This is a genomic window from Gordonia sp. CPCC 205515 (genome assembly GCF_048537925.1).
Lineage (GTDB): Bacteria > Actinomycetota > Actinomycetes > Mycobacteriales > Mycobacteriaceae > Gordonia.
The window spans coordinates 70,909-90,236 of record NZ_JBCLVJ010000003.1 but is presented as its reverse complement, the minus strand read 5'-3'; the positions used below and the strand labels follow the sequence as shown (position 1 = coordinate 90,236).

Annotated in this window: 15 protein-coding genes; 4 read left to right on the top strand and 11 right to left on the bottom strand. The window is 67.5% G+C overall.

Translation table 11 applies throughout. The annotated features are described in order from the left end of the window. Positions 1–56: 56 nt before the first annotated feature. The 3 genes from AAFP30_RS04925 to AAFP30_RS04915 all read left to right on the top strand — a co-directional run bounded on the left by AAFP30_RS04925 (position 57) and on the right by AAFP30_RS04915 (position 3,083). Positions 57–1,019 carry a ParA family protein gene (locus AAFP30_RS04925; protein ID WP_419228750.1) on the top strand — a complete coding sequence of 321 codons (963 nt, stop codon included), beginning with the start codon at positions 57–59 and terminating at the stop codon, positions 1,017–1,019. 57 nt (positions 1,020–1,076) lie between these two features. Next, positions 1,077–2,144: a ParB/RepB/Spo0J family partition protein gene (locus AAFP30_RS04920; RefSeq protein ID WP_419228749.1), complete on the top strand. Its 1,068-nt coding sequence runs from the start codon at positions 1,077–1,079 to the stop codon at positions 2,142–2,144. 120 nt (positions 2,145–2,264) lie between these two features. Continuing rightward, positions 2,265–3,083: a hypothetical protein gene (locus AAFP30_RS04915; protein ID WP_419228748.1), complete on the top strand. Its 819-nt coding sequence runs from the start codon at positions 2,265–2,267 to the stop codon at positions 3,081–3,083. Here the strand turns inward: AAFP30_RS04915 and AAFP30_RS04910 are convergent. From AAFP30_RS04910 to AAFP30_RS04885, 6 genes are all read right to left on the bottom strand, one after another. Continuing rightward, a complete protein-coding gene (locus AAFP30_RS04910; protein ID WP_419228747.1) occupies positions 3,077–4,255 on the bottom strand; it encodes a peptidoglycan-binding protein in 1,179 nt (392 codons plus the stop codon). The two genes, AAFP30_RS04915 and AAFP30_RS04910, sit on opposite strands and share 7 nt — an antisense overlap. 155 nt (positions 4,256–4,410) lie before the next feature. After that, positions 4,411–4,749 carry a thioredoxin gene (gene trxA, locus AAFP30_RS04905; RefSeq protein ID WP_419228746.1) on the bottom strand — a complete coding sequence of 113 codons (339 nt, stop codon included), beginning with the start codon at positions 4,747–4,749 and terminating at the stop codon, positions 4,411–4,413. Positions 4,750–4,804: 55 nt separating this feature from the next. Next, positions 4,805–5,806, bottom strand: a complete 1,002-nt coding sequence (gene trxB / locus AAFP30_RS04900; protein WP_419228745.1) for a thioredoxin-disulfide reductase — start codon at positions 5,804–5,806, stop codon at positions 4,805–4,807. 96 nt (positions 5,807–5,902) lie between these two features. Further along, entirely contained in the window at positions 5,903–6,664 is a 762-nt protein-coding gene (locus AAFP30_RS04895) for a hypothetical protein (RefSeq protein ID WP_419228744.1), read from the bottom strand. Between the two features lie 148 nt (positions 6,665–6,812). Further along, complete coding sequence (gene sigM, locus AAFP30_RS04890; protein WP_419228743.1) at positions 6,813–7,373, bottom strand: RNA polymerase sigma factor SigM; 561 nt, start codon at positions 7,371–7,373, stop codon at positions 6,813–6,815. A gap of 92 nt (positions 7,374–7,465) precedes the next feature. Next, positions 7,466–8,125: a TetR/AcrR family transcriptional regulator gene (locus AAFP30_RS04885; RefSeq protein ID WP_419228742.1), complete on the bottom strand. Its 660-nt coding sequence runs from the start codon at positions 8,123–8,125 to the stop codon at positions 7,466–7,468. Positions 8,126–8,211: 86 nt separating this feature from the next. Here AAFP30_RS04885 and AAFP30_RS04880 point away from each other — a divergent pair, with 86 nt between their 5' ends. Then, positions 8,212–9,087 (top strand): sterol desaturase family protein, encoded by an 876-nt coding sequence (locus tag AAFP30_RS04880; protein WP_419228741.1) that lies wholly within the window; start codon positions 8,212–8,214, stop codon positions 9,085–9,087. Here AAFP30_RS04880 and AAFP30_RS04875 read toward each other — a convergent pair. The 5 genes from AAFP30_RS04875 to AAFP30_RS04855 are packed head-to-tail and all read right to left on the bottom strand — an operon-like array spanning position 9,061 to position 19,319. After that, complete coding sequence (locus AAFP30_RS04875) at positions 9,061–10,539, bottom strand: pyridoxal phosphate-dependent decarboxylase family protein (RefSeq protein WP_419228740.1); 1,479 nt, start codon at positions 10,537–10,539, stop codon at positions 9,061–9,063. The genes AAFP30_RS04880 and AAFP30_RS04875 overlap by 27 nt on opposite strands. Then, on the bottom strand, positions 10,532–11,881 hold the full coding sequence (locus AAFP30_RS04870; protein ID WP_419228739.1) for an MFS transporter: 1,350 nt from the start codon (positions 11,879–11,881) through the stop codon (positions 10,532–10,534). The genes AAFP30_RS04875 and AAFP30_RS04870 overlap by 8 nt, the downstream gene beginning before the upstream one ends. A gap of 19 nt (positions 11,882–11,900) precedes the next feature. Further along, positions 11,901–15,515 carry a murein biosynthesis integral membrane protein MurJ gene (gene murJ / locus AAFP30_RS04865; protein ID WP_419228738.1) on the bottom strand — a complete coding sequence of 1,205 codons (3,615 nt, stop codon included), beginning with the start codon at positions 15,513–15,515 and terminating at the stop codon, positions 11,901–11,903. Beyond that, positions 15,512–18,286 (bottom strand): DUF6049 family protein, encoded by a 2,775-nt coding sequence (locus tag AAFP30_RS04860; RefSeq protein WP_419228737.1) that lies wholly within the window; start codon positions 18,284–18,286, stop codon positions 15,512–15,514. The genes murJ and AAFP30_RS04860 overlap by 4 nt, the downstream gene beginning before the upstream one ends. Next, positions 18,177–19,319, bottom strand: a complete 1,143-nt coding sequence (locus AAFP30_RS04855; protein WP_419228736.1) for an NUDIX hydrolase — start codon at positions 19,317–19,319, stop codon at positions 18,177–18,179. The genes AAFP30_RS04860 and AAFP30_RS04855 overlap by 110 nt, the downstream gene beginning before the upstream one ends. Positions 19,320–19,328: the final 9 nt, after the last annotated feature.

Sequence of the window (19,328 nt, the reverse complement as noted above, 5' to 3'; positions counted from 1 at the left end):
GCGTCGACGGGCAGCTCACCGAAGACCAGTATCAAGTCGGGCGAAGGAGTCCAAGCGTGGTCGATCAGGACCCGAGTGTTTCACGTGAAACAACCATGACCGGTATCTCCCCCACCGGCACCACATCCACCGCGAGTCCCGAGTTCGACGACACCCCGATCGCTGCCGCGGCTGCTCGAGCAAGCCAGGTGCTCACTCCGGGTGGCGCGGGTCGCCTGCCGCGGCCGGAGACCACGCGCATTCTGACCGTGGCCAACCAGAAGGGTGGCGTGGGGAAAACCACCTCGACGGTGAACCTGGCGGCCGGCCTCGCACTTCACGGGCTTGGTGTCTTGGTGATCGATCTCGATCCGCAGGGCAACGCAAGCACGGCACTGGGTATCGATCACCGCGCTCCCGATCTCGCGTCGGTGTACGAGGTGCTGCTCGGCGAGGTGACACTTGCTGAGGCGATTCAGAAGTCGCCGAGCCAGGAAACGCTCTATTGCGTCCCCGCGACCCTCGACCTCGCCGGTGCCGAGATCGAGCTCGTCTCGCTCGTTGCCCGCGAGAACAGACTCCGCAACGCGCTCGACCAGAAGACCCTGACCGACCTCGGTATCGACTACGTCTTGATCGACTGCCCACCGTCACTCGGTCTGCTCACGGTCAACGCGATGGTCGCGGCGAAGGAAGTCTTGATCCCCATCCAGTGCGAGTACTACGCGCTCGAGGGAGTGGGTCAGCTACTTCGCAACATCGAGTTGGTCCAGGCGCACCTGAATCCCGACCTGCACGTGTCGACGATCGTGCTCACCATGTACGACGGCCGCACCAAGTTGGCCGATCAAGTTGCCGATGAGGTGCGACGCCACTTCGGTGACAAGGTGCTGACGACCATCATTCCGCGCAGCGTGAAGGTGTCCGAGGCGCCCGGTTACGGGATGACGATCATCGAATACGACCCGGGTTCACGTGGAGCGATGAGTTACCTCGATGCATCCCGAGAACTCGCGATGCGTGCCGTCGCGCAGCGGTGACCGTCGGTTGCGGCAGATAGGATTCATGATGGTGTGGTCGACAGCGAGAGGACATCAGTGAGTCAGCGAGATTCCGCGCAGCGTCGAGGGGGTCTGGGCCGTGGCCTGGCCGCGCTCATTCCTACCGGTCCTCCGGACGGCGACACCCCGAGCGGACCGCGCCTGGGGAACGCCGCCGCCGACGTCATCATCGGCAAGGGTAGCGGCGCCGGCGCGAATGGTTCTGGCGGGACCGCAGCGACTGCCACGATCACTCCCCCGTCGTCGGACACCGTCGCAAACGTGACACCCACTGTCGATGAGATGGGCGCGGTCTACCGGGAGATCCCGCCGGCGGAGATCCAGCCGAACCCGCAGCAGCCGCGGACCGTCTTCGACGACGAGGCGATGGCCGAGCTGGTGCACTCCATCAAGGAGTTCGGCCTCATGCAGCCGATCGTCGTACGCCGCCTCGCCGCGGTCACCGACGCAGGGGTCGCCTATCAGATCGTGATGGGCGAACGGCGCTGGCGTGCCAGCCAGGAAGCCGGCTTGGAGGCGATCCCGGCGATCGTTCGCGAGACCCCCGACGGCGACATGCTCCGCGATGCGTTGCTGGAGAATATTCACCGGGCGCAGCTGAATCCGCTCGAAGAGGCCGCGGCCTATCAGCAGCTCCTCGAAGAGTTCGGGGTCACCCACGAGGAACTCGCGAACCGGCTCGGTCGCTCGCGGCCGTTGATCAGCAACATGATCCGTCTGCTGAAACTGCCGATTCCCGTGCAACGGCGCGTCGCCGCCGGGGTTCTGTCGGCGGGTCACGCGCGAGCGTTGCTGTCGCTGGAGACCGGTAGCGATGCCCAGGAGACACTGGCTGCCCGGATCGTGGCCGAGGGACTGTCGGTGCGTGCCACCGAGGAGGCGGTCACCCTCGCGAACCGTGGCGACGGGGATCTCACGCCGCAGTCCCCCGCCAAGCGCAAGCCGATGGTGATGCCGGGGTTGCAGGATGTCGCCGAGCGGCTGTCTGATCGCTTCGACACCCGGGTGACCGTGAGCCTCGGGAAGCGGAAAGGCAAGATCGTCGTCGAGTTCGGCTCGGTGGAAGACTTGGAACGAATTGTCGGTGTGATCGACCCAGGGTAAGGGCACCCGGGTGAAACGTCACAGTGACAGTTGAGTAGCGAGGAACTCAGTGAATAAACCGAAGCGCTTGTCGGACAACACTTTCGGGTCTTCGGGTACTCGCGGTCGGGAGTCACGCCGATGAATCTCGCCGTCACACGTCTCGATCTGGAATCCTTCGAGTCACTGCCCATCCATGTACGGCGTTGTGTGTTCTGGGAGGTGGAACCGAACTCGATGTCGAGGGCGGTGGACGCGGAGATCTTCGGCGACCTCGGTGCGTTCGAGAGCGAGTTCGACAAAGAGGCGTGGATTTCGGGTCTGCTCCTCGAGTGGGGTACGTGCGGCCAGATGGCGATCGACGGCAATACGGGCAATGTCGTGGGATCCGCGGTCTACGCTCCCCCGGGCCGCGTGCCGCGGTCCCGGATGTTCCCCACCTCTCCGGTCAGTGCCGACGCCGTATTGGTGAGTTCCATTCGGACCGAACCCGGTTTCGGCGAGGCGGCGCCGATCCTGCTCGATGGAGTGCTCACCGATCTGGTGCGCCGCGGCGTGCGTGCCGTCGAGGCGTTCGGCATCGTCCGGACGCCTGGCGAACAGCAGACCGGGGTCGCCGAACTCGGTGCGCTGGAATCGATGTCGAATGAGATGGGCTTCTGGGCCGACGAGGCGATCGTCGAGATCACCCGCTCCATGCGCGACAATCCGCAGGACGACCTGTGTCTCGAGTGCATCATCGACGCCGACTTCCTCAAGGACTCCGGATTCGACGTCGTGGCGTCACACCCGCGTTTCCCCCGCTTCCGCTTGGAACTCGACGAGGGACTCGGCTGGAAGCACGAGGTCGAGCATGCCCTGGAGAAGCTGGTCGTGATGGCCGCGATCGACCTCGCCGGACGCGAACGCGAAGCCGCGGCAGTTCCGGTGGGACGTAAGGGTTCTCGACGTAATCAGTAAGGAAGACGTTCGGCGGCAAGCAATTCCGCGAACGTGTAGGTACCGGTCGGACGATCATTCTCGCCGAGCAGATACAGGCGCTTGACCGCCACGAGGATGGCCTCGGCGATGATGTCACGGACCTGCGGGTCGTTCAGCGCCGCGCGGTCGGCGGGATTGGTGATGTATCCGACGTCGAGCAAAGCTACCGGCATTCTGGTGAGCCGCAACATGTCCCACGTACGTTCGTGCGTCCGGCAGTCGGTGAGCCCGGTCCGCGCGACGATCTCCCGCTGGATGAAACCGGCGAGGTTGCGGCCGATGGTGGAGAACGATCCGTGAGAGTTCCCGAAGTAGAACGCCGCGACACCGTGTGCGCGTTCGTTCGGGTAATGCCCGCACCGCAAGGAGATCACCAAATCGGCGCCGGCGAGATTCGCCACCCGGGCGCGTTCGTGATCATCGGGGCGTCCGCGACCGTCATGCGACAGGAACGTCTCCATGCCGGCGGCCGCCATCCGACCTTCCAGGCGTGCGCCCAGATCCCACAGGATCGCCGACTCGAGGTCTGCGGTCGCATCGGTGGAGAACTCGTGGAGCCCACCGGAACCGGGATCGATGAGGATGCGTTTGCCGGTCAGCTGTGGCCCGGATCGCCGCACGTGCTCTTCTTCACGAATGGCGTGGGGTGAGCCGCCGGTGACACGGGTGCCAAGTCGTTCCAGGGAGCGAAGGGTCGCCGGACCGCAGATGCCGTCGGCGGACAGGCCGTATTCACTTTGGTAAAGGCAGACCGCGTTGTGGGTCGATTCGCCGAACATGCCGTCGACGATCTCGGTGTAATAGCCGAGGTTCTGTAGCCGACCCTGCAGGGTGGCGACGTCGTCGCCGACCATCGTCGCCGAAAGCCGATACAGCAGGACGCGGGTGCCGAGTTGGTAGGACGACTCGCGCAGCGCCCGGTAGGTCGCGGTGCCGACGATGCCGTCGACAATCAGGCCTCGTTCCTGCTGAAATGCGCGGACCGCATGGTCGCACTCGGCGTCGAAGACTGCCTCCGGCGCGGTCCAGCCGTTGCCGTGGCCGATGCCGGTCGCCGTCGCGGAATCCGCTGCCAACAGACCTCGGGACACGAGGATGTTCCGTATTTCGGCGACAGCTGAGCCGCTATCACCCAGGCGGAACAACGGCATCGACAACTCCTCGTACTCGTGGCGCAACGGCATCAGGCGTGCCGATGCACCATCGCAAACACACGCATTCTTTCAGGTTCGGCCGACACGGCCAAATGACGACGCCCGCCGAGTGTCGCAACCCGGCGGGTCGTCGCAGGTGACGTGGGTGAAAATCAGGCGGGTGAGCCGACCACGGAGTCGAGTTCGCGCAGCAGAGCCGCCTTGCCCTTGGCACCGACGATGGTCTTGGTCGCCTTGCCGTTCTCGAACAGGATCAGCGTCGGAATCGACATGACCTGGAAGTCGCGAGCCGTCTCCGGGTTCTCGTCGACGTCGAGCTTGGCGATGGTCAGCTTGTCGCCGTGATCGCCGGCGATCTCCTCGAGCACGGGGGCGACCATGCGGCACGGTCCGCACCAGGTGGCCCAGAAGTCGACCAGAACCGGCTTGTCAGAGCCGAGAACCTGATCCTTGAACGTGGCGTCGGTGACGGCGACGGTGTTTGCTCCCATCAGATGTCCTCCTTGTGGACGTTGGTGTGGGTGGACGTGGTGTGGATCGGTGGACTCAGGCGCCGGCGGATGCGTCGACGACGACGAGATCGCCTTCGAGCGGGGTCAGGTCGATCGCGCCCTGGTCGGCGAGCCACCGCTCGGCGTCGATGGCGGCCGAACAGCCGCTGCCAGCTGCGGTGATTGCCTGCCGATAGGTGTGATCGACGAGGTCGCCTGCGGCAAAGACGCCGGGCAGCGAGGTGTAGGTGGTCCGACCCTGGGTCAGGACGTAGCCCTCGTCGTCGAGTTCGACCTGATCCCGGACCAGTTCGCTGCGCGGGTCGTGACCGATCGCAACGAACATGCCGGTCACGTCGACCGTGCTGGCCTCGCCGGTGACGGTGTCGGTCAGCTGCAGTCCGGTGACCGAGGTGTCGCCGATGACTCCGGTGACCGCCGAGTTGGTGACGAAGCGGATCTTGTCGTTCGCGCGAGCGCGTTCGAGCATGATCTTCGATGCCCGGAACTCCTCGCGGCGATGGATGAGGGAGACGCTGCGTGCGAACTTGGTGAGGAAGGTCGCCTCCTCCATCGCGGAGTCACCGCCGCCGATCACGGCGATGTCCTGGTCCTTGAAGAAGAAGCCATCACAGGTGGCGCAGGCGGAGACGCCGCGGCCGAGAAGCGTTTGCTCGTTCTCCACACCCAAGTAGCGGGCGGCGGCGCCCATCGCGAGGATGACCGCGCGCGAGCGATAGACCTCGCCGCCCACCTCGACCTCTTTGATGTCACCGGTCAGTCGGACCGTGTCGACGTCCTCCATGCGCAGATCGGCCCCGAAGCGGATGGCCTGCTCGCGCATCTCATCCATCAGCGCGGGACCCTGGATGCCGTTCTGGAAGCCGGGAAAGTTCTCGACCTCGGTCGTGGTCATCAGAGCGCCACCGAACTGGGTGCCTTCGAAGACCAGCGGTGCGAGCTCGGCGCGAGCTGCGTAGACGGCCGCGGTGTAGCCTGCGGGTCCGGATCCGATGATGATCAGATCGTGAATCTGCTGGCTGTCGTGCTGGGTCATCCGTCCTCCGTGCTGTTGAGCATTTCCGGCAGTCTCAACATCAGGGTAGAGGTAGATGTTCCCGATCGCGGCGGGCCGTAGGCCGGTGGTGCCGGTTCAGCCGCCGATCCGGGTCAAGGCGATCGTCGACGGATTGTCGGTGGTGCAGTCGCGGCCGACGACCAAGGCATCGAACCGGCCGGCGAGGCCGGTGCCGAGCAGGATCACTGCGGCGAGCTTTTCGCGGAGGGTGACCGGACCCGAGCCGAGCAACGGAGTGTCGTCGGCGATCCGGTTTGCCCTGGTACACCGCCGCAGCGCCGCCTCGCTACCGAAGGGAGCGAAGTCGGTCCGCCCGAGAACCGACAGCGCGGTCGCACGCTCGGACCCGTCGAGGGTGGATATCGGGGACGGCTGTGCCTGGATCGGGGTCGCTGGTTCGGGTGTGCGCAGGATGCCGATCGAGATCACGAGGACCGCGGCCACCACTGCCGCGGCCGCCGCGGCACCGAGCGCCAGGAACCGCCCCCGATATCGGCGGGTGGACCGGCCGGACTCGAGCCCGACGACCGTGCTGTCGGTCGTGGCGGTGACCTCGGCCCGGATCTGCGCCAGCGTTCGGTTGGTCAGGTCGGTCACCGATGGTGGCACCGGTTGGGGCGGCACCGGGGCGGCGGCGACCTGCGCCACGGTCCGGTCCAGTGCCTCGAGCACCGAACGGGCGTGCGGATCGTCGTCGAGGTGGGCCCATATGTGCTGCGCGACATCCGGCGGCAACGCGTCTGCATGCAGATCGGCGAGCACCTCGACCGAGAACGGAGGCTGCGGGAAGCCGGACGCCGAGTTCGCGGCGTCTGGACCAGTTCCCGGCGGGATCATCGCGCTCCTCTCTCACTTCTCACATATGACTGTCGTCGAAGATTCACTCTGGCAATAGGACGCATCGGCGCACGATCCGGTTCCATGACATTCGTTCAACCGACAAAGGTGTGTCGGGTATGCGCTGTCTCACAGTCTCCCCTGCCGCTCACCCATGCCGCAGATGTCCCAGGGCCTCGGCGAGCCGAACACGGCCTCGCGAGCAGCGACTCTTCACCGTCCCGACAGGTATCCCGAGACGCTCGGCCGCCTCGGCCACCGAGTAGCCCTCGATATCGACGGCGATGACGGCTGCGCGTTGGTCGGGCGGCAGCGTGTCGAGAGCCCGGCCGATGGACACCGACAGATCGACGGTGGCCATCTGGTCGTGGTCATCGGCGAACGACGGCACATCGTGCTCGGGCATCGGAACGGTCAACCGTGACTTGTTCCGACGGATGCGGTCGAGACAGGCGTTGACCACGATGCGATGCAGCCAGCTGGTGACCTTCGCGTCGGATCGGAACCGCTCGGCCATTCGATGAGCGTTGAGCAGGGCGTCCTGGAGCGCATCGGCGGCATCGTCGTGATTGTCGGTGGTGCGGACGGCAAGCGACCAGAGATAGGTGTGGTGCCGGGTGATCAGGGTGGCGAAAGCGTCGGGATCGCCCTGCACATGGGCGCGCAGCAAGTCCTCGTCGCTGCGGACGTCGACGCTCCCCCGAGTCATGTTCTGAGATTAGACGATTCGCGTTGCGAAAAGTGCGGTGATCAGCGGTGTTATCCACAGACCTGGGGATTGTCGGGTGGGTGTGGATGGCCTCAGCTGAGCAGCCTGCCGTAGGCGGCGACGAACAATTCCACGCTCACGTCGACGATGGCGTCGGGATCGAACAGGTCGGCCGTATCGGCGGTGGTGGTGGTGTACCAATCGACGAGTAACTGGGTGACGGCGCCGACCAGTCCGATCGCGGTGAGTCGCTGTCGCCGATCGGGAGGCCGCTCCCCCAGGGCCAATGTCAGGATCAACTCGGCCCAATCATGAATGGCGGCCAACCGTATCTGTTCGAGTTCCTCGTTCACCCCGACGACCTCGACCAGCATCACCCGAGCGCGGCGGGGATCGTCGACCAGCACCTGGACGAAGGTGCCGAGGGTGGCGCGGGCCACCGCCGAGGCGTCGTCGGACGAGATGCCCGCGACCTCGCGTCCGCCGACCCACTCCGTCGCCGCGGCCACGGTGGCCGCACGCGCGACGGCGACACAGTCCGCGTAGACCGCGGCGAGCAGCGCGGCACGATCGCCGAACGATTCGTAGAAGTAGCGCTGGGTCAGTCCGGCGTGATCGCACACCCGCTTCACCGAAACCGCCGGGTAGCCGTCGGTGCCGAACAGGTCGAGTCCGGCGGCGACGAGGTCCGCGCGGCGACGCATCCGACGCTCCTCGGCGTCCGCACCGCCGTAGCGGCGTCCCTGGGGCATGGACACATGCTATCTGACACGCTATCGTGTCAGACATCGTGAATCTGACATGAAGACGTGTCAGATCTGACCGCAGGAGAATCACGATGCTCGACGCTCTCCCCGAGGCGATGCGCGAACCGACGGTGCTCGCCATCCCCTTCTTCGTGCTCATGGTCGCTCTCGAATGGTGGGCGGCCTGGAAACTCGACCGGGGCCGCTACGACGCCCGCGACTCCCGGGCCAGCCTGCTGATGGGCATCGTCTCGATCGCGACCAGTGCCGCGTGGAAAGCACTCGCACTGCTCGCCTACGCGGCCATCTTCACGTATCTGGCACCCTGGCAGTTGCCGGCGAGCGCCTGGTACTCCTGGGTCATCGCCTTTGTCGCTGTGGACTTCCTGTTCTACTGGGAGCACCGAATGGCCCACCGCGTCCGAGTGGTGTGGGCCACGCATCAGGCACACCACTCCAGCGAGTACTTCAACTTCACCACGGCGTTGCGGCAGAAGTGGAACAACAGCGCGGCGATGATCGTGTGGTTGCCGCTGCCGCTACTCGGCGTTCCCCCGGCATTGATCTTCGGCGCGTACTCCCTGAATCTGATCTACCAGTTCTGGATTCACACAGAACACATCGATCGACTTTGGGCACCAATCGAATTCGTGTTCAATACGCCGTCGCACCACAGGGTCCACCACGCCAGCGACGCAGAATACCTGGACCGCAATTACGGTGGCACGTTCATCATCTGGGATCGACTCTTCGGCACCTTCTGCGCCGAGCGCCACCGACCAACCTACGGACTCACCAAACCCGTTGATACCTACAACATTTGGCACCTGCAGACGCACGAGTACGGGAGCCTCGCGCGAGATATACGTGCCGCGAGCACCTTTCGCGATCGACTCGGATACGTCTTCCGACCGCCCGGTTGGACGCCGACCCCCGCGGAGTCAGCGCTCGTTCAACCGCGCCAGTAGCTCGGTGAGCAGCGCCTCGGCGCGGCGCGGCGGGATCACGTCGAGCAGCGCCATCACCGGCGCGAGCTGATCCGGCAGTGCACTCCCCGGCCCGCTTCCGCTGTCGAGTCCGAGGGTGCCCAGGATCCGCTGCGCGTCCGCGGTGTCGAGAACATCGTCGACCGCGAGTTCCGGTATTGCCGAGAGCAATTCGGTCAGATCCACCGGCGGAGTGCCGCGGACGTCGTCGGCTGCCGACCGCAACGCGGCGGTGAGGTCGTCGAGGTCGTCGGCGGTCACCGGGGTCACCGTCAGATGAGTGGTGCGGGGCAGGACGACCCCGGATGTCTGCCCCAATCCGGGTTGGGGTTGTAGGACCCAGCCGAGTTCGCGCACCCGATCGGCCCAGATGTGCGGGTCGACGCGATGGTCTTCGGGGACAGCCGAGTCGGCGGTGACGGCGAAGAGCGGCCCGACGGGGCGTCCGACGACGCGCAGACCGTCGATCCCCGCCACGCAATCCTGCAGCACTCGGGTGGCCTGCCGGCAGCGAGCGGTCAACTCGCCGAACCCGTTGCGATCCAGATAGGCAATGACGGCCCATGCCGCCGCCAGCGACATCGCCGACCGACTACCCAGCATCGTCGGATTCACCACGGGGTAGCCCGGCCACTGCGTGGTGGCGAAGGCCGCTGCCCGTTTGGCATCCGGATCGGCGAACAGCAGTACCGAGGCACCTTTCGGCGCATAGCCGTACTTATGGGCGTCCAACGAGATACTGCTCACGCCATCGACGCGGAAGTCCCAGGGCGGCAAAGGATTTTCGCCATCCTCCCAGAACGGCAATACCCAGCCACCGATGCAGGCGTCGACGTGGCACGCGATCCCACGCTCGGCGGCCGCGGCGGCGATGGCGGAGATCGGATCGAGCACCGCGAACGGGTAACACGGAGCCGAGACGACGACCAGCGCGGTCTGCGGGGTGAGCCGGGTGACGATGTCACCGACCGCCACCACTCCCCCGTCGTCGACCGGGATCAGATCCAACTCGAGCCCGAAATAGTGGGCTGCCTTGTGGAATGCCGCGTGCACGGTCACCGGTGCGACGATGACGGGAGTTCCCTCTCCGCCGCGGGCGTGCCATCGATCCCGCGCGGATTTGGCTGCCAGCAAACAACTCTCGGTACCACCGCTGGTGACCAGGCCGGCCACCGGGGTATCGCGCCGGTGACCGTGGGTCAGGCCGACAGCGAAATCGATGACGTCGGCCTCCATCCGGGCCACCGATGGAAACGCAGTCGGATCGAGTCCGTTGACCGACTGTACGGACGCTGCTGCGGCCCTGGCCAATTCGTCGAGTTCCGCGAGGCCGGAGTCGTACACATAGGACAACACCCGACCGCCGTGGGTCGGCGCGTCGTCGGCCCGCAACCGCGCGAGTTGGGCGAGGATATCGGTCGCCTGCTCATCCACGAGGACTGTTCCTTTCGTCGACGTCGTCGATGTCACTGCGCCGCAACGGGTATCGCCTGATGAGCAGCAGGCTCATCACGGCAAGCGCGGCGGGTACCACACTGAAACCGAGCACCATCGTGGTCAGCGCCGGTGTGGGCTGGATGACCGCGGTGGTGTCGTCGGAGGACACGTATCCGCCGATCGCCAGCAGTGCCGTCAGTGCGACCGCCCCGAATGCCATACCGGTGGTCTCCCCCGCCGTCCAGACTCCACCGATCACCCCGGCGGAGCCGACACCTTCGCGTCGTTCGTCGTCGGAGATCACGTCGGGCAGCATTGCCATCGGCAGTGCCTGCATCCCGGCGTACGCGGCGCCCGCAACCCCGATGACCGGATAGACCCACCACCCGGGTGACCATCGCAGCAGTATCAGCGTCGCCGTCGCGACGATGAACACCACTGTGGCGCCGCCGAATCCGGCCTCCTTGCCGATGCGTCGGGCCACTCTCCCCCAGACCGGCGCGAAGACCAGCGCCGGTGCGATGAGTGCGACGAAGAGCAGCGACACCGCCGGCTCGTCGCCCAGAATCCAGGTGGCGATGTACTGGCCGTCGGCCAGCATGAGACCGGTCGCCACGCCCTGCAGCAGAAAGGCGCCGAGCAACATCCGCAACGGTCGACTCCGGCGGAGCACCGCCCACGCCGCACGATACGCGGCCGTGGCCGACTCGGTACTGCTCGGCGCGGGTTGTGGTGCTCGTCGCGGCGCCGAGCCACAGGCGATCAACAGGCTGACCCCGATGACCAGCGCCGCCACCACCGCCATGACGAGATATCCCATCCGCGGGGACTCGCCGATCGACCGCAATGCCGGGCCGCCCGCCCCGAACGCGAGAATCCCGATCGTCAGCACGACGACGCGGGCGGTGAGCAGGCGGGTGCGTTGGTCGTAGTCGTCGGTGAGTTCGGCGGGCAGCGCGATGTAGGGCACCTGGAAGAGGCTGAAGGAGGTTGCGGCGATGAGGAATGCGACGGTCACCCAGAGGGCGTCCAGCGGCGACGCCACACCACCGGGCACCGCGAAGGTGGCGATGAAGAACACCGGCAGTGCGAGCGCCCCGAGCAGCATCATGCCGCGACGCGATCCGAGACGGAGCGCCCGTCGATCACTGGCAGCGCCGATCACCGGATCGATCACCACGTCCCAGATCTTGGCCGCGGCGACGATCAGGCCGGCGACGACCGCGGCGACACCGAGGGTGTCGGTGAGATAGTAGATCAACACCAGCCCGGGCAGGGTCGCGAAACCCGCCGTGCCGATCGACCCGATGGCGTACCGCGCCACGGTGTTTCGTGTCACCGGCAGCTCGGCCAAGTGGTCAGTCCGCCATGGTGATCTGGCCGATCTGCGCCTGATACGTTCCGTTCGGTGTCTGCGGCAACGAGGTCAGCCACACCATGAGGAATGGTGCCGGCTGCGGGTCGTCGATGTTGATGATCGTCGACGCCGAACCCACCGATCCGGACGCCACCTCGGTCGTGTCGGCGAATGTCGGTGTCGCGGTCTGCGCGGCGCGAATCGACACGGTGAATCCCGGTGTCGGTGATGCGATCGTCACCGACTTGACCGACTTGGCGCCGCCGAGATCGAACATCAGGCCGAGTCCGTCCTTGAGTCCACCGAAGTCGGGGGACCCGCGATAGACATCGGTGCGCCAAGGCGGGGGTGCGCCGGTGATCACGTTGCCGAGGTTCTCCGAGCTGTCCGGCGGTTGGCCGGACACGTCGAGCAGGGTGACCCGCTGCAGCGCGATCGGACCGGTGGCCGGAGCAGCCTGCGCGCCCGGCGATGGGGGAGCCGACGTGGTGGTCAGGATTTCGTCGATGTCCTGGGACTTGCCGGTGTACCCGAACAGGTTGGTCGCCCAGATGACCAGGGCCAGGATGATGAACAGCGTCAACAGCCCGGCACCGACCAGCAGTGCGATGTTCCGGCGTCCGGCCTTGGGGTCGGTGACTGCGGCCGGGTCCGTCGGTTGCATGGCGATCGGCGGGGTGTCGCCGTCGATGACCGGCAGCATGTCGGTCGGCAGATCGACCACGGTGGCCTGGTCCAGGACGTGCTGCACGGTGGCGGCGGTCCGGATCCCGCGGGAGCCGTCGAGGGCACGAGCCGCGACCGCGGAGATCTCGAACGGTGTTTCGGGCCGGGCGGTCCGCGGTTCGACGGGGTTGCCGTTGTCGCCGGGCTCGGCGATCGGCAGGCCACCCACGGGGTCGGTGGTGTCGTTGGTGGTCACCAACTCGGTGCCGGTCGCGCCGTCGAGCGGCCACCGAGCCAACAGCAGTGCGTAGAGCACCGCGCCGAGCCCACGGACGTCGGAGGACTTGTCGTCTCCGGCCAGCGTGCCGGGGAAGGCGAGAACGGCATTGCCGTCGGTGCTGATGCGGATGCGATCGGGATGATCGATCGACAATGCGCCGCCGGACCGGTGCGTCGCCTCGGCGGCGGCGGCCAATGCACGCACTGCGCGGGCGGCGCCGATCGGCGACGGTTGCGAGCGGGCCACGTCGGCGAGCGAGGATCCGGGGACCCACTCGGAGACGACGATGCCGCCCGAGGAACCGCGCACCACGTCGAGGACGCGGGCGACACCCGACGAGGAGATCTGGCCGAGGCGCAGCGTCCGCGACAGCACCGCCTGCGGACCGGTGTCGGTGACCTTGGCGGGTGCACCGCGCTCGGGCAGCGGAGCCTTCTGCTCGGCGTCGACGAAGGTCAGCGCGACCTCACGGTCGAGGTTGGTGTCCTGGGCCCGCCAGAACTGCAGGCCGCGGGTGCCGCCGTGGTGTTCGAGCAGTCGATAGCGACCCCCGGCGACCGCGGCGCCGGGCACCAGGCGCGGTCCGCGTGGCCGCGACGACTGAGGCCGCGCAACCGTCGGGGTGTCGGATTTATCTGAGCCGGATGGCTTTTCGGTATCGGCGAGCCGGTCGGGTGCGTTGTGCCGATCGTCGTCGACGGAAATCGAACCGCCGGCCACGGACTTGTCGTGAAGGATCTCGGAGTCCTGTCTGGTCCCGATATCGCTGTCACTCACGCGCCGCGCTCCTCTCCTGCGATACCGCATGTCACGGGGTTCGTGCACCCGCATCTCGCCGCCCGGGATACCGGCGGCTCCACCGCTGTGGACGGCATATGACTGCCACGTCGAAGTGCCCCGGTCGAACCGCCGGAGCACCTGTACCTGACCAGAGTACGGGAGCGATTCGTCGGCAGTGACGCGCGGAAACTGAACCGTGATCGACGGTGTCGAATCCGTTACCGGACTCTCAGGCGGTGCCCAGGCAGGGACGAATCGGCCCAGGATCCGGCGTACCGAATTGCCGATCGAGACGACGTCGGGAACCTTCGCCGCGGCGAGTCCCGCGTAGGTCACCCCGAGCATCACAACGGCGGTCAGCAAAAGGTAGACGAGAGATCCGAGCTTGCCGGCCTCGGTGGCCAACCGGTGCATGCCCGACAGGTTCGCGACGACCCACACCACCGCACCGATCACCACCGAGATGACCAGCGTCACCACCGTGGTGCGGGTGACGTCTTTGAGGTGGGCGTCGTCGAGTCGCCGGCGCAGCAGATAGTGCCCGACGACGGCGCCGACGAGGTAGCCGAGCCCGTTGGACAAGGCCAGCCAGCGCACGACCATCTCGGGGTCGCTGAACAGCGCCTGACCCAGATACGACGACACGACCTTGACAGCGGTGATGCCGAGCACCATGAAGGTCGGGGTCCAGGCGTCCTCGCGGGCGTAGAACACCCGCAGCTGCACCAAGGTCATGGCGTAGGGGATGAGGGTGAACGCACCCCAGGCGAGAACCGAACCGAGCTGGCTCGCGGTGTCGGCGTTGAACTTGCCGAAGTTGAAGATGGCGACGCCGATGGCCGGGCCGAAGAACGTCATGTAGGCGACCACCGGCACCAACGCGACCATCGTCAGTCGGGTGGCCAGCGACAGATCGTCGACGACGGCTCGATGATCGTCGGCGGCCGCGTTGCGTGACAACCGCGGCATGATCGCGGTCAGGATGGTGACGCCGAGGACACCGTAGGGGAGCTGCAGCAGCTGCCAGTGGGTGGCGTACACACTGATGCCCGAAGCGTCGGCGTGCGCGGCGATCCGGTACGTGATGATGAGCCCGACCTGCAGGATCGCGACGTAGAGCACGATCGCCATGGCCATGTTGCCGAAGCGGCGCAGGCGCTGGTCGATGCCCCACTGCAGCCGCAGGTGCACGTCCGCGCGCCGCAGCCAGGGCAGCAGGATCGCCACCTGCACGATCACACCCAGCGTGGTGCCGATGCCCAGGACGAGGAGTTGCGGGTCGCTCATCCGAACCGGGTTGAGGGTGATCTCGCCGGGCATCAACGCGTACAGCACCAGCGTCGCGATCTGCACGATGTTGTTGAGGACCGGCGCCCACGCACCGGGCTTGAAGTAGCCCTTGACGTTGAGAATCGCCATGAACAGCGCGGACAGGCCGTAGAACAGGATCTCCGGCAGCAGCAGGTAGGCCAGCGCGGTGGTCAGGTCGCGGTTGACGTCGCCGTCGCCGACGTTGAGGAACGTCAGCAGGGGAGCGGCGATGAGCGCGATGAGCGTCGCCGCGCCGAGCAGCACGACGGCGAGCGTGAAGATCCGGTTCATGAAGCCGCGACCGCCGTCGGGGTCTTCGGCCTCGGCCCGGACCAGCACGGGGATCACGATGGCGGTGAGCACCGCGCCCAGTACGACCTCGGCGATCATGTTCGGCAGCACGTAGGCGGCCTGGAACGCTGACGCGATGGCCGGGCCGAGCATGGCCAGCACCAGCACGGTCCGGACGAAGCCGGTGATCCGGCTCATCAGGGTGGCGATCGCGATCGAACCGCTGGTCCGCAGGATGCTGGAGTCCGAGTCGCGGGCGAGGCGGGGTGATGATGTCTTGTTGCTCATGACGGGTCTCGCTCGGTGGGGTCCGGGTGGTCGGGTGGGGAGTCGCTCGGGTCGGTGTCGTGCTCGCCGGGCTCGTGCCAGTCGGTGTCATGCACGGTCCGGCGGCGTTGCTGATAGGTCTGGGCGGCGAGCAACCGATCGTGCTCATCGGGATCCGGGCGGTCCTCGTCGGCCGGGTCCGGCTCGCCGCGGAACCGGTGCCACAGTCGGCGGGCGGTCAGCGCGACCAGCGCGATGCCGGCGGCGACAGTGATCCAGAACAGCGGTTTGCCGTACGCGTTGGCGTTCACCGAGAGCCGGATCGGCGATCCCACGGCCAGTCCGCTGGAGGTGGTGAGCGAGATGGTCACCGACATCGACTCCGAGGTGTCGGCGCGGGTCGGCAACTGGATCTGCCGGGTGCCGCGCGCGGGGATCTCGATGACACCGACATCGCCGACCTCGAGTTCGGGTGGGGCGTCGATGTTCATCCGTACCCGGATCGGCAGTGCGAGGTCATTGCGCACCACCAGGAGCAGTGGGCTGCGTTCGGACGCGAGGGTGTAGCGACCGCCCGGGTCGAGGATGGTGACCGAGTCCAGCATCCGGGCCAGGGTGGAGTCCGCGGCCGCGATGCGTTGTTGCCGCTGGGTGGTGAGGTCGGCCCGCAGGTTGGGCGATGCGGTGTCGGGGCTGCGGATGGCACGCAGCATGTCCTCGCGCAGCGGCGCAACGTAGCGCTCCGGCGTGGCGGCCACATCCGCGGACTGCATGAGGGAGGCCTGGAGCTGCCAGCTCTCCTCGACGTGCGTGCGGATCGTCGTCGCGGTGTTCTGGTCGACGGCCATGCCGAGGGTGCCCAGGGGTTCGACGCCGTCCGGCGGGACCAGGCGCGCACCGGCGGTCACCCGACCGAGGTCGGCGATCACGTCCGGCAGGGGCGCGGGCGCCGCGGCCCCCGACTCCAGCAGGACGGTGGCGGTGCTGAACAGGGCGTTCGTGTCGTCGGCGCTCGGTGCCCAGTAGGTGGGCGGCATGACGAACGCGCTGCGGCCGGTGGTGGGCAGCGCCGGCGGTGTCGTGTCGTCGTCGTCGGCGGGCTCGGGCGCATCGATGGTCTGGTACGCGAGGGCGCCGATCGCCGCCTGCCGCCGGGCCACCGCCGACTCCCCGTCGTAGGACACCTGTTGGTCGCGAGGCGTCAGCGCCGGATTCGTGGGTGCGCTGCCGATGCCGGCGAGGGCCGCGGTGACCGGTTGGTCGACGGTCTGTACGTGCAGGTCACCGACCCGATAGCGGCCGGCGGCGGTAGTGCGTGCGGTGGCCACGCTGGTCGCCGACGTCACCGCGGCGTCGACCGACGCCGAGCGCAGAACTCCCGCGCCGGTGGCATCGACGGCCCCGAGCGCGGGAATGGTGAGCCCGCGGACGCTGCGCACCCCGAGGATCGCGTCCACGATGTCGGCGGGGCCGGTGAGTGCGGCGGCGGTCAGCCCCATCGTGTCGATGCGGGCCAGCGAGGTCAGATCGGCCTGCGCGAACGGCAACGCGACCACGCACATCTGGCCCGCCAGCTCCTGCAACTCGGTCAGCCACTGCAGCGCCGCCGGGGTGCCGGTGCCCGGCGTGGTCGGACCACTCGGATCCATCGGGTCGGTCGACACCACATATCCCAGCGACATCGCCCGCACGGTGACCAACAGGTCGGGATCCACGCCCAGGCACATGCTCTGCTGCAGCTTGGACGCCGGGCGCGGCGCGGCGTCGGATTCGGATGTGCCGGACTCGTCCCCGGCAGTGGTGTCGCTCTCGGTGGTCGTCGACGATGAGCCGGAGGCATCGGAGTCGGTGTCGTCGGTTTGTCCGGCCACCGATCGGGCGGCGTCGAGCAGCGTGTGCAGCCGGCCGCCGGGAGCGAGGGATCCGGCGAGTTGGTCGCCGGTCAGCCGGACGGGTTCGGTACGGGCGCCGAGCACACCGGGGGTGAGTTGCGGGGGCGCCGCGAGCGGCCAGACCAGCGTGAACTGCGCGGGACTCGACAGATTCGCCGATACCGAACCGTCCGGGCCGAGGTGGGTGTCGGTGACCGTGTCGTCGCCGGCGGGATCGACGTAGCCGGCGGCGCGCGCCCGGTTGGGTGGCAACGACAGCACCGGCAGCAGAGTGCGGGACTCGGCGAGTTTGGCCCGGTTGCCGTAGTCGGGTAACCCGTTGACGTTGATCTGCAGCGGGTACACCCCGACCTGCTCGATGTTCAGGCCGTTGTCACCGGAGATCGGGGCGCTGACCTGGAAGCGCAGGCTGCCGCGAGCCGGGAGTTCATCGGTGAGCGGTTGGAAGGGGGTGGCCACGGCCACGGGTGTCGGTGTGACCGCGAGGCTGCTGCGCAGACCGGCCGCGTCGGGCACCTGGTCGCCGCGTTCGAGCCGGATGGTGAGGTCGTGCAGGTCGCGGTCGCCGACGTTGGCCACCTGACCGGTCACCGTCACCACCGCGCCGCCACTGCTGGTGACCAGCGACGGCGTGATCGACTCGATGTCGAGACGCAGGAACGTCGACGGGATCGTGTCGGTGGCGGGGGTCGCCGACGGCTCGGCGAGGGCCGGGGCTGCGCTCAGCGCGACGAAGAGCAGCGTCGAGACCAGCGCGGCACACAGCAGGGCGAATCGACGGATCGAGGCCTCAGGCATCGCCGGCCGAGGGGCGCCGGGAACGTCGCCGGCGTCGCCGAGACCGCGCCGGTGCGGGCGGTTCGTTGCGACGCTGATTGCGTGCGGCTGCGGCTCTCTCATAGGCGTTGGGTTCGGTGCGAATGCTCTCGGCCTCGGACTGGGCCAACCGGTTGGGGTCGGCGGCGAGATCGACGATTACGCCGCGGGCCATCCGGGCCAGTCGCCGCTCGTCAGAGTACGTGAGGCGACGGGGCAGCTCGTGCAACGGCACCCACGCCACCTCGCTGACCTCGTAGTCCTCGTCCGACAGTTCGCCGCCGACGCTGCGCAGGAGATAGTGGTGCACGGTCTTGTGGATGCGGCGCCCCTCGCTGACGAACCAGTAGTCGATCTTGCCGAGCGGGGCCACCACCGTGCCCTGGATGCCGGTCTCTTCGGCGACCTCGCGGATCGCGGTCTGCTCGGCGGTCTCCCCGGTCTCGATGTGCCCCTTCGGCAACGACCACATCATCCGGCCGCGGCGGTCCATGCGACCGATCAGCGCCGCCGACAGTTCTTCGACGGGCAGGTCCAGATCGGAGATGACCAATCCGCCCGCCGAGGTCTCGCGGACGGTACGCAGCTTCTCCGTCGGACGCTCAGGCCGGCCGGCGCGCCGCCGGTTCTTGGTCTTGCCGCCGCCGGACGGGCTGTCGGCGTTGACCGCATGAGTGAGGCCGGTCTTGGTGAGCTTCGCGGTCACCGCGACCAGATCGGACGGTTTGGGTGGGGAGACGCGGGTGTGGGTCGGACGGGGTTCGTCGACGGGTGTCGGCTGGGGCGGTTTACGCCCGGCGATCGGTCCAGGCTTGGGGCCCGGTTTGGGACCGGGTTTGGGCGGATCGCGCCGTTCGACCGGCGCAACGGGCGCGGCCGGTTCGGCGACGACAGGTCGTCGACCGCGACGACGGCGGCCACGCCTACCGCGGCGACCCTGTCCGCCGGGGTCGTCGGACCCGGTGTCGACTCCCGTGTCGACGTGCTTCTCGACGTTCGGTGTGTAACCGGCGGCGGCCGCCAGATCGGCCGGTGTCACTCGCACCGTCGCACCGCGCCGACCCGCTGTGACGTCGGAGGAGACGTCAGAAGGGTCGGTGGACGGATCGGCGGACACGCCCTCGAT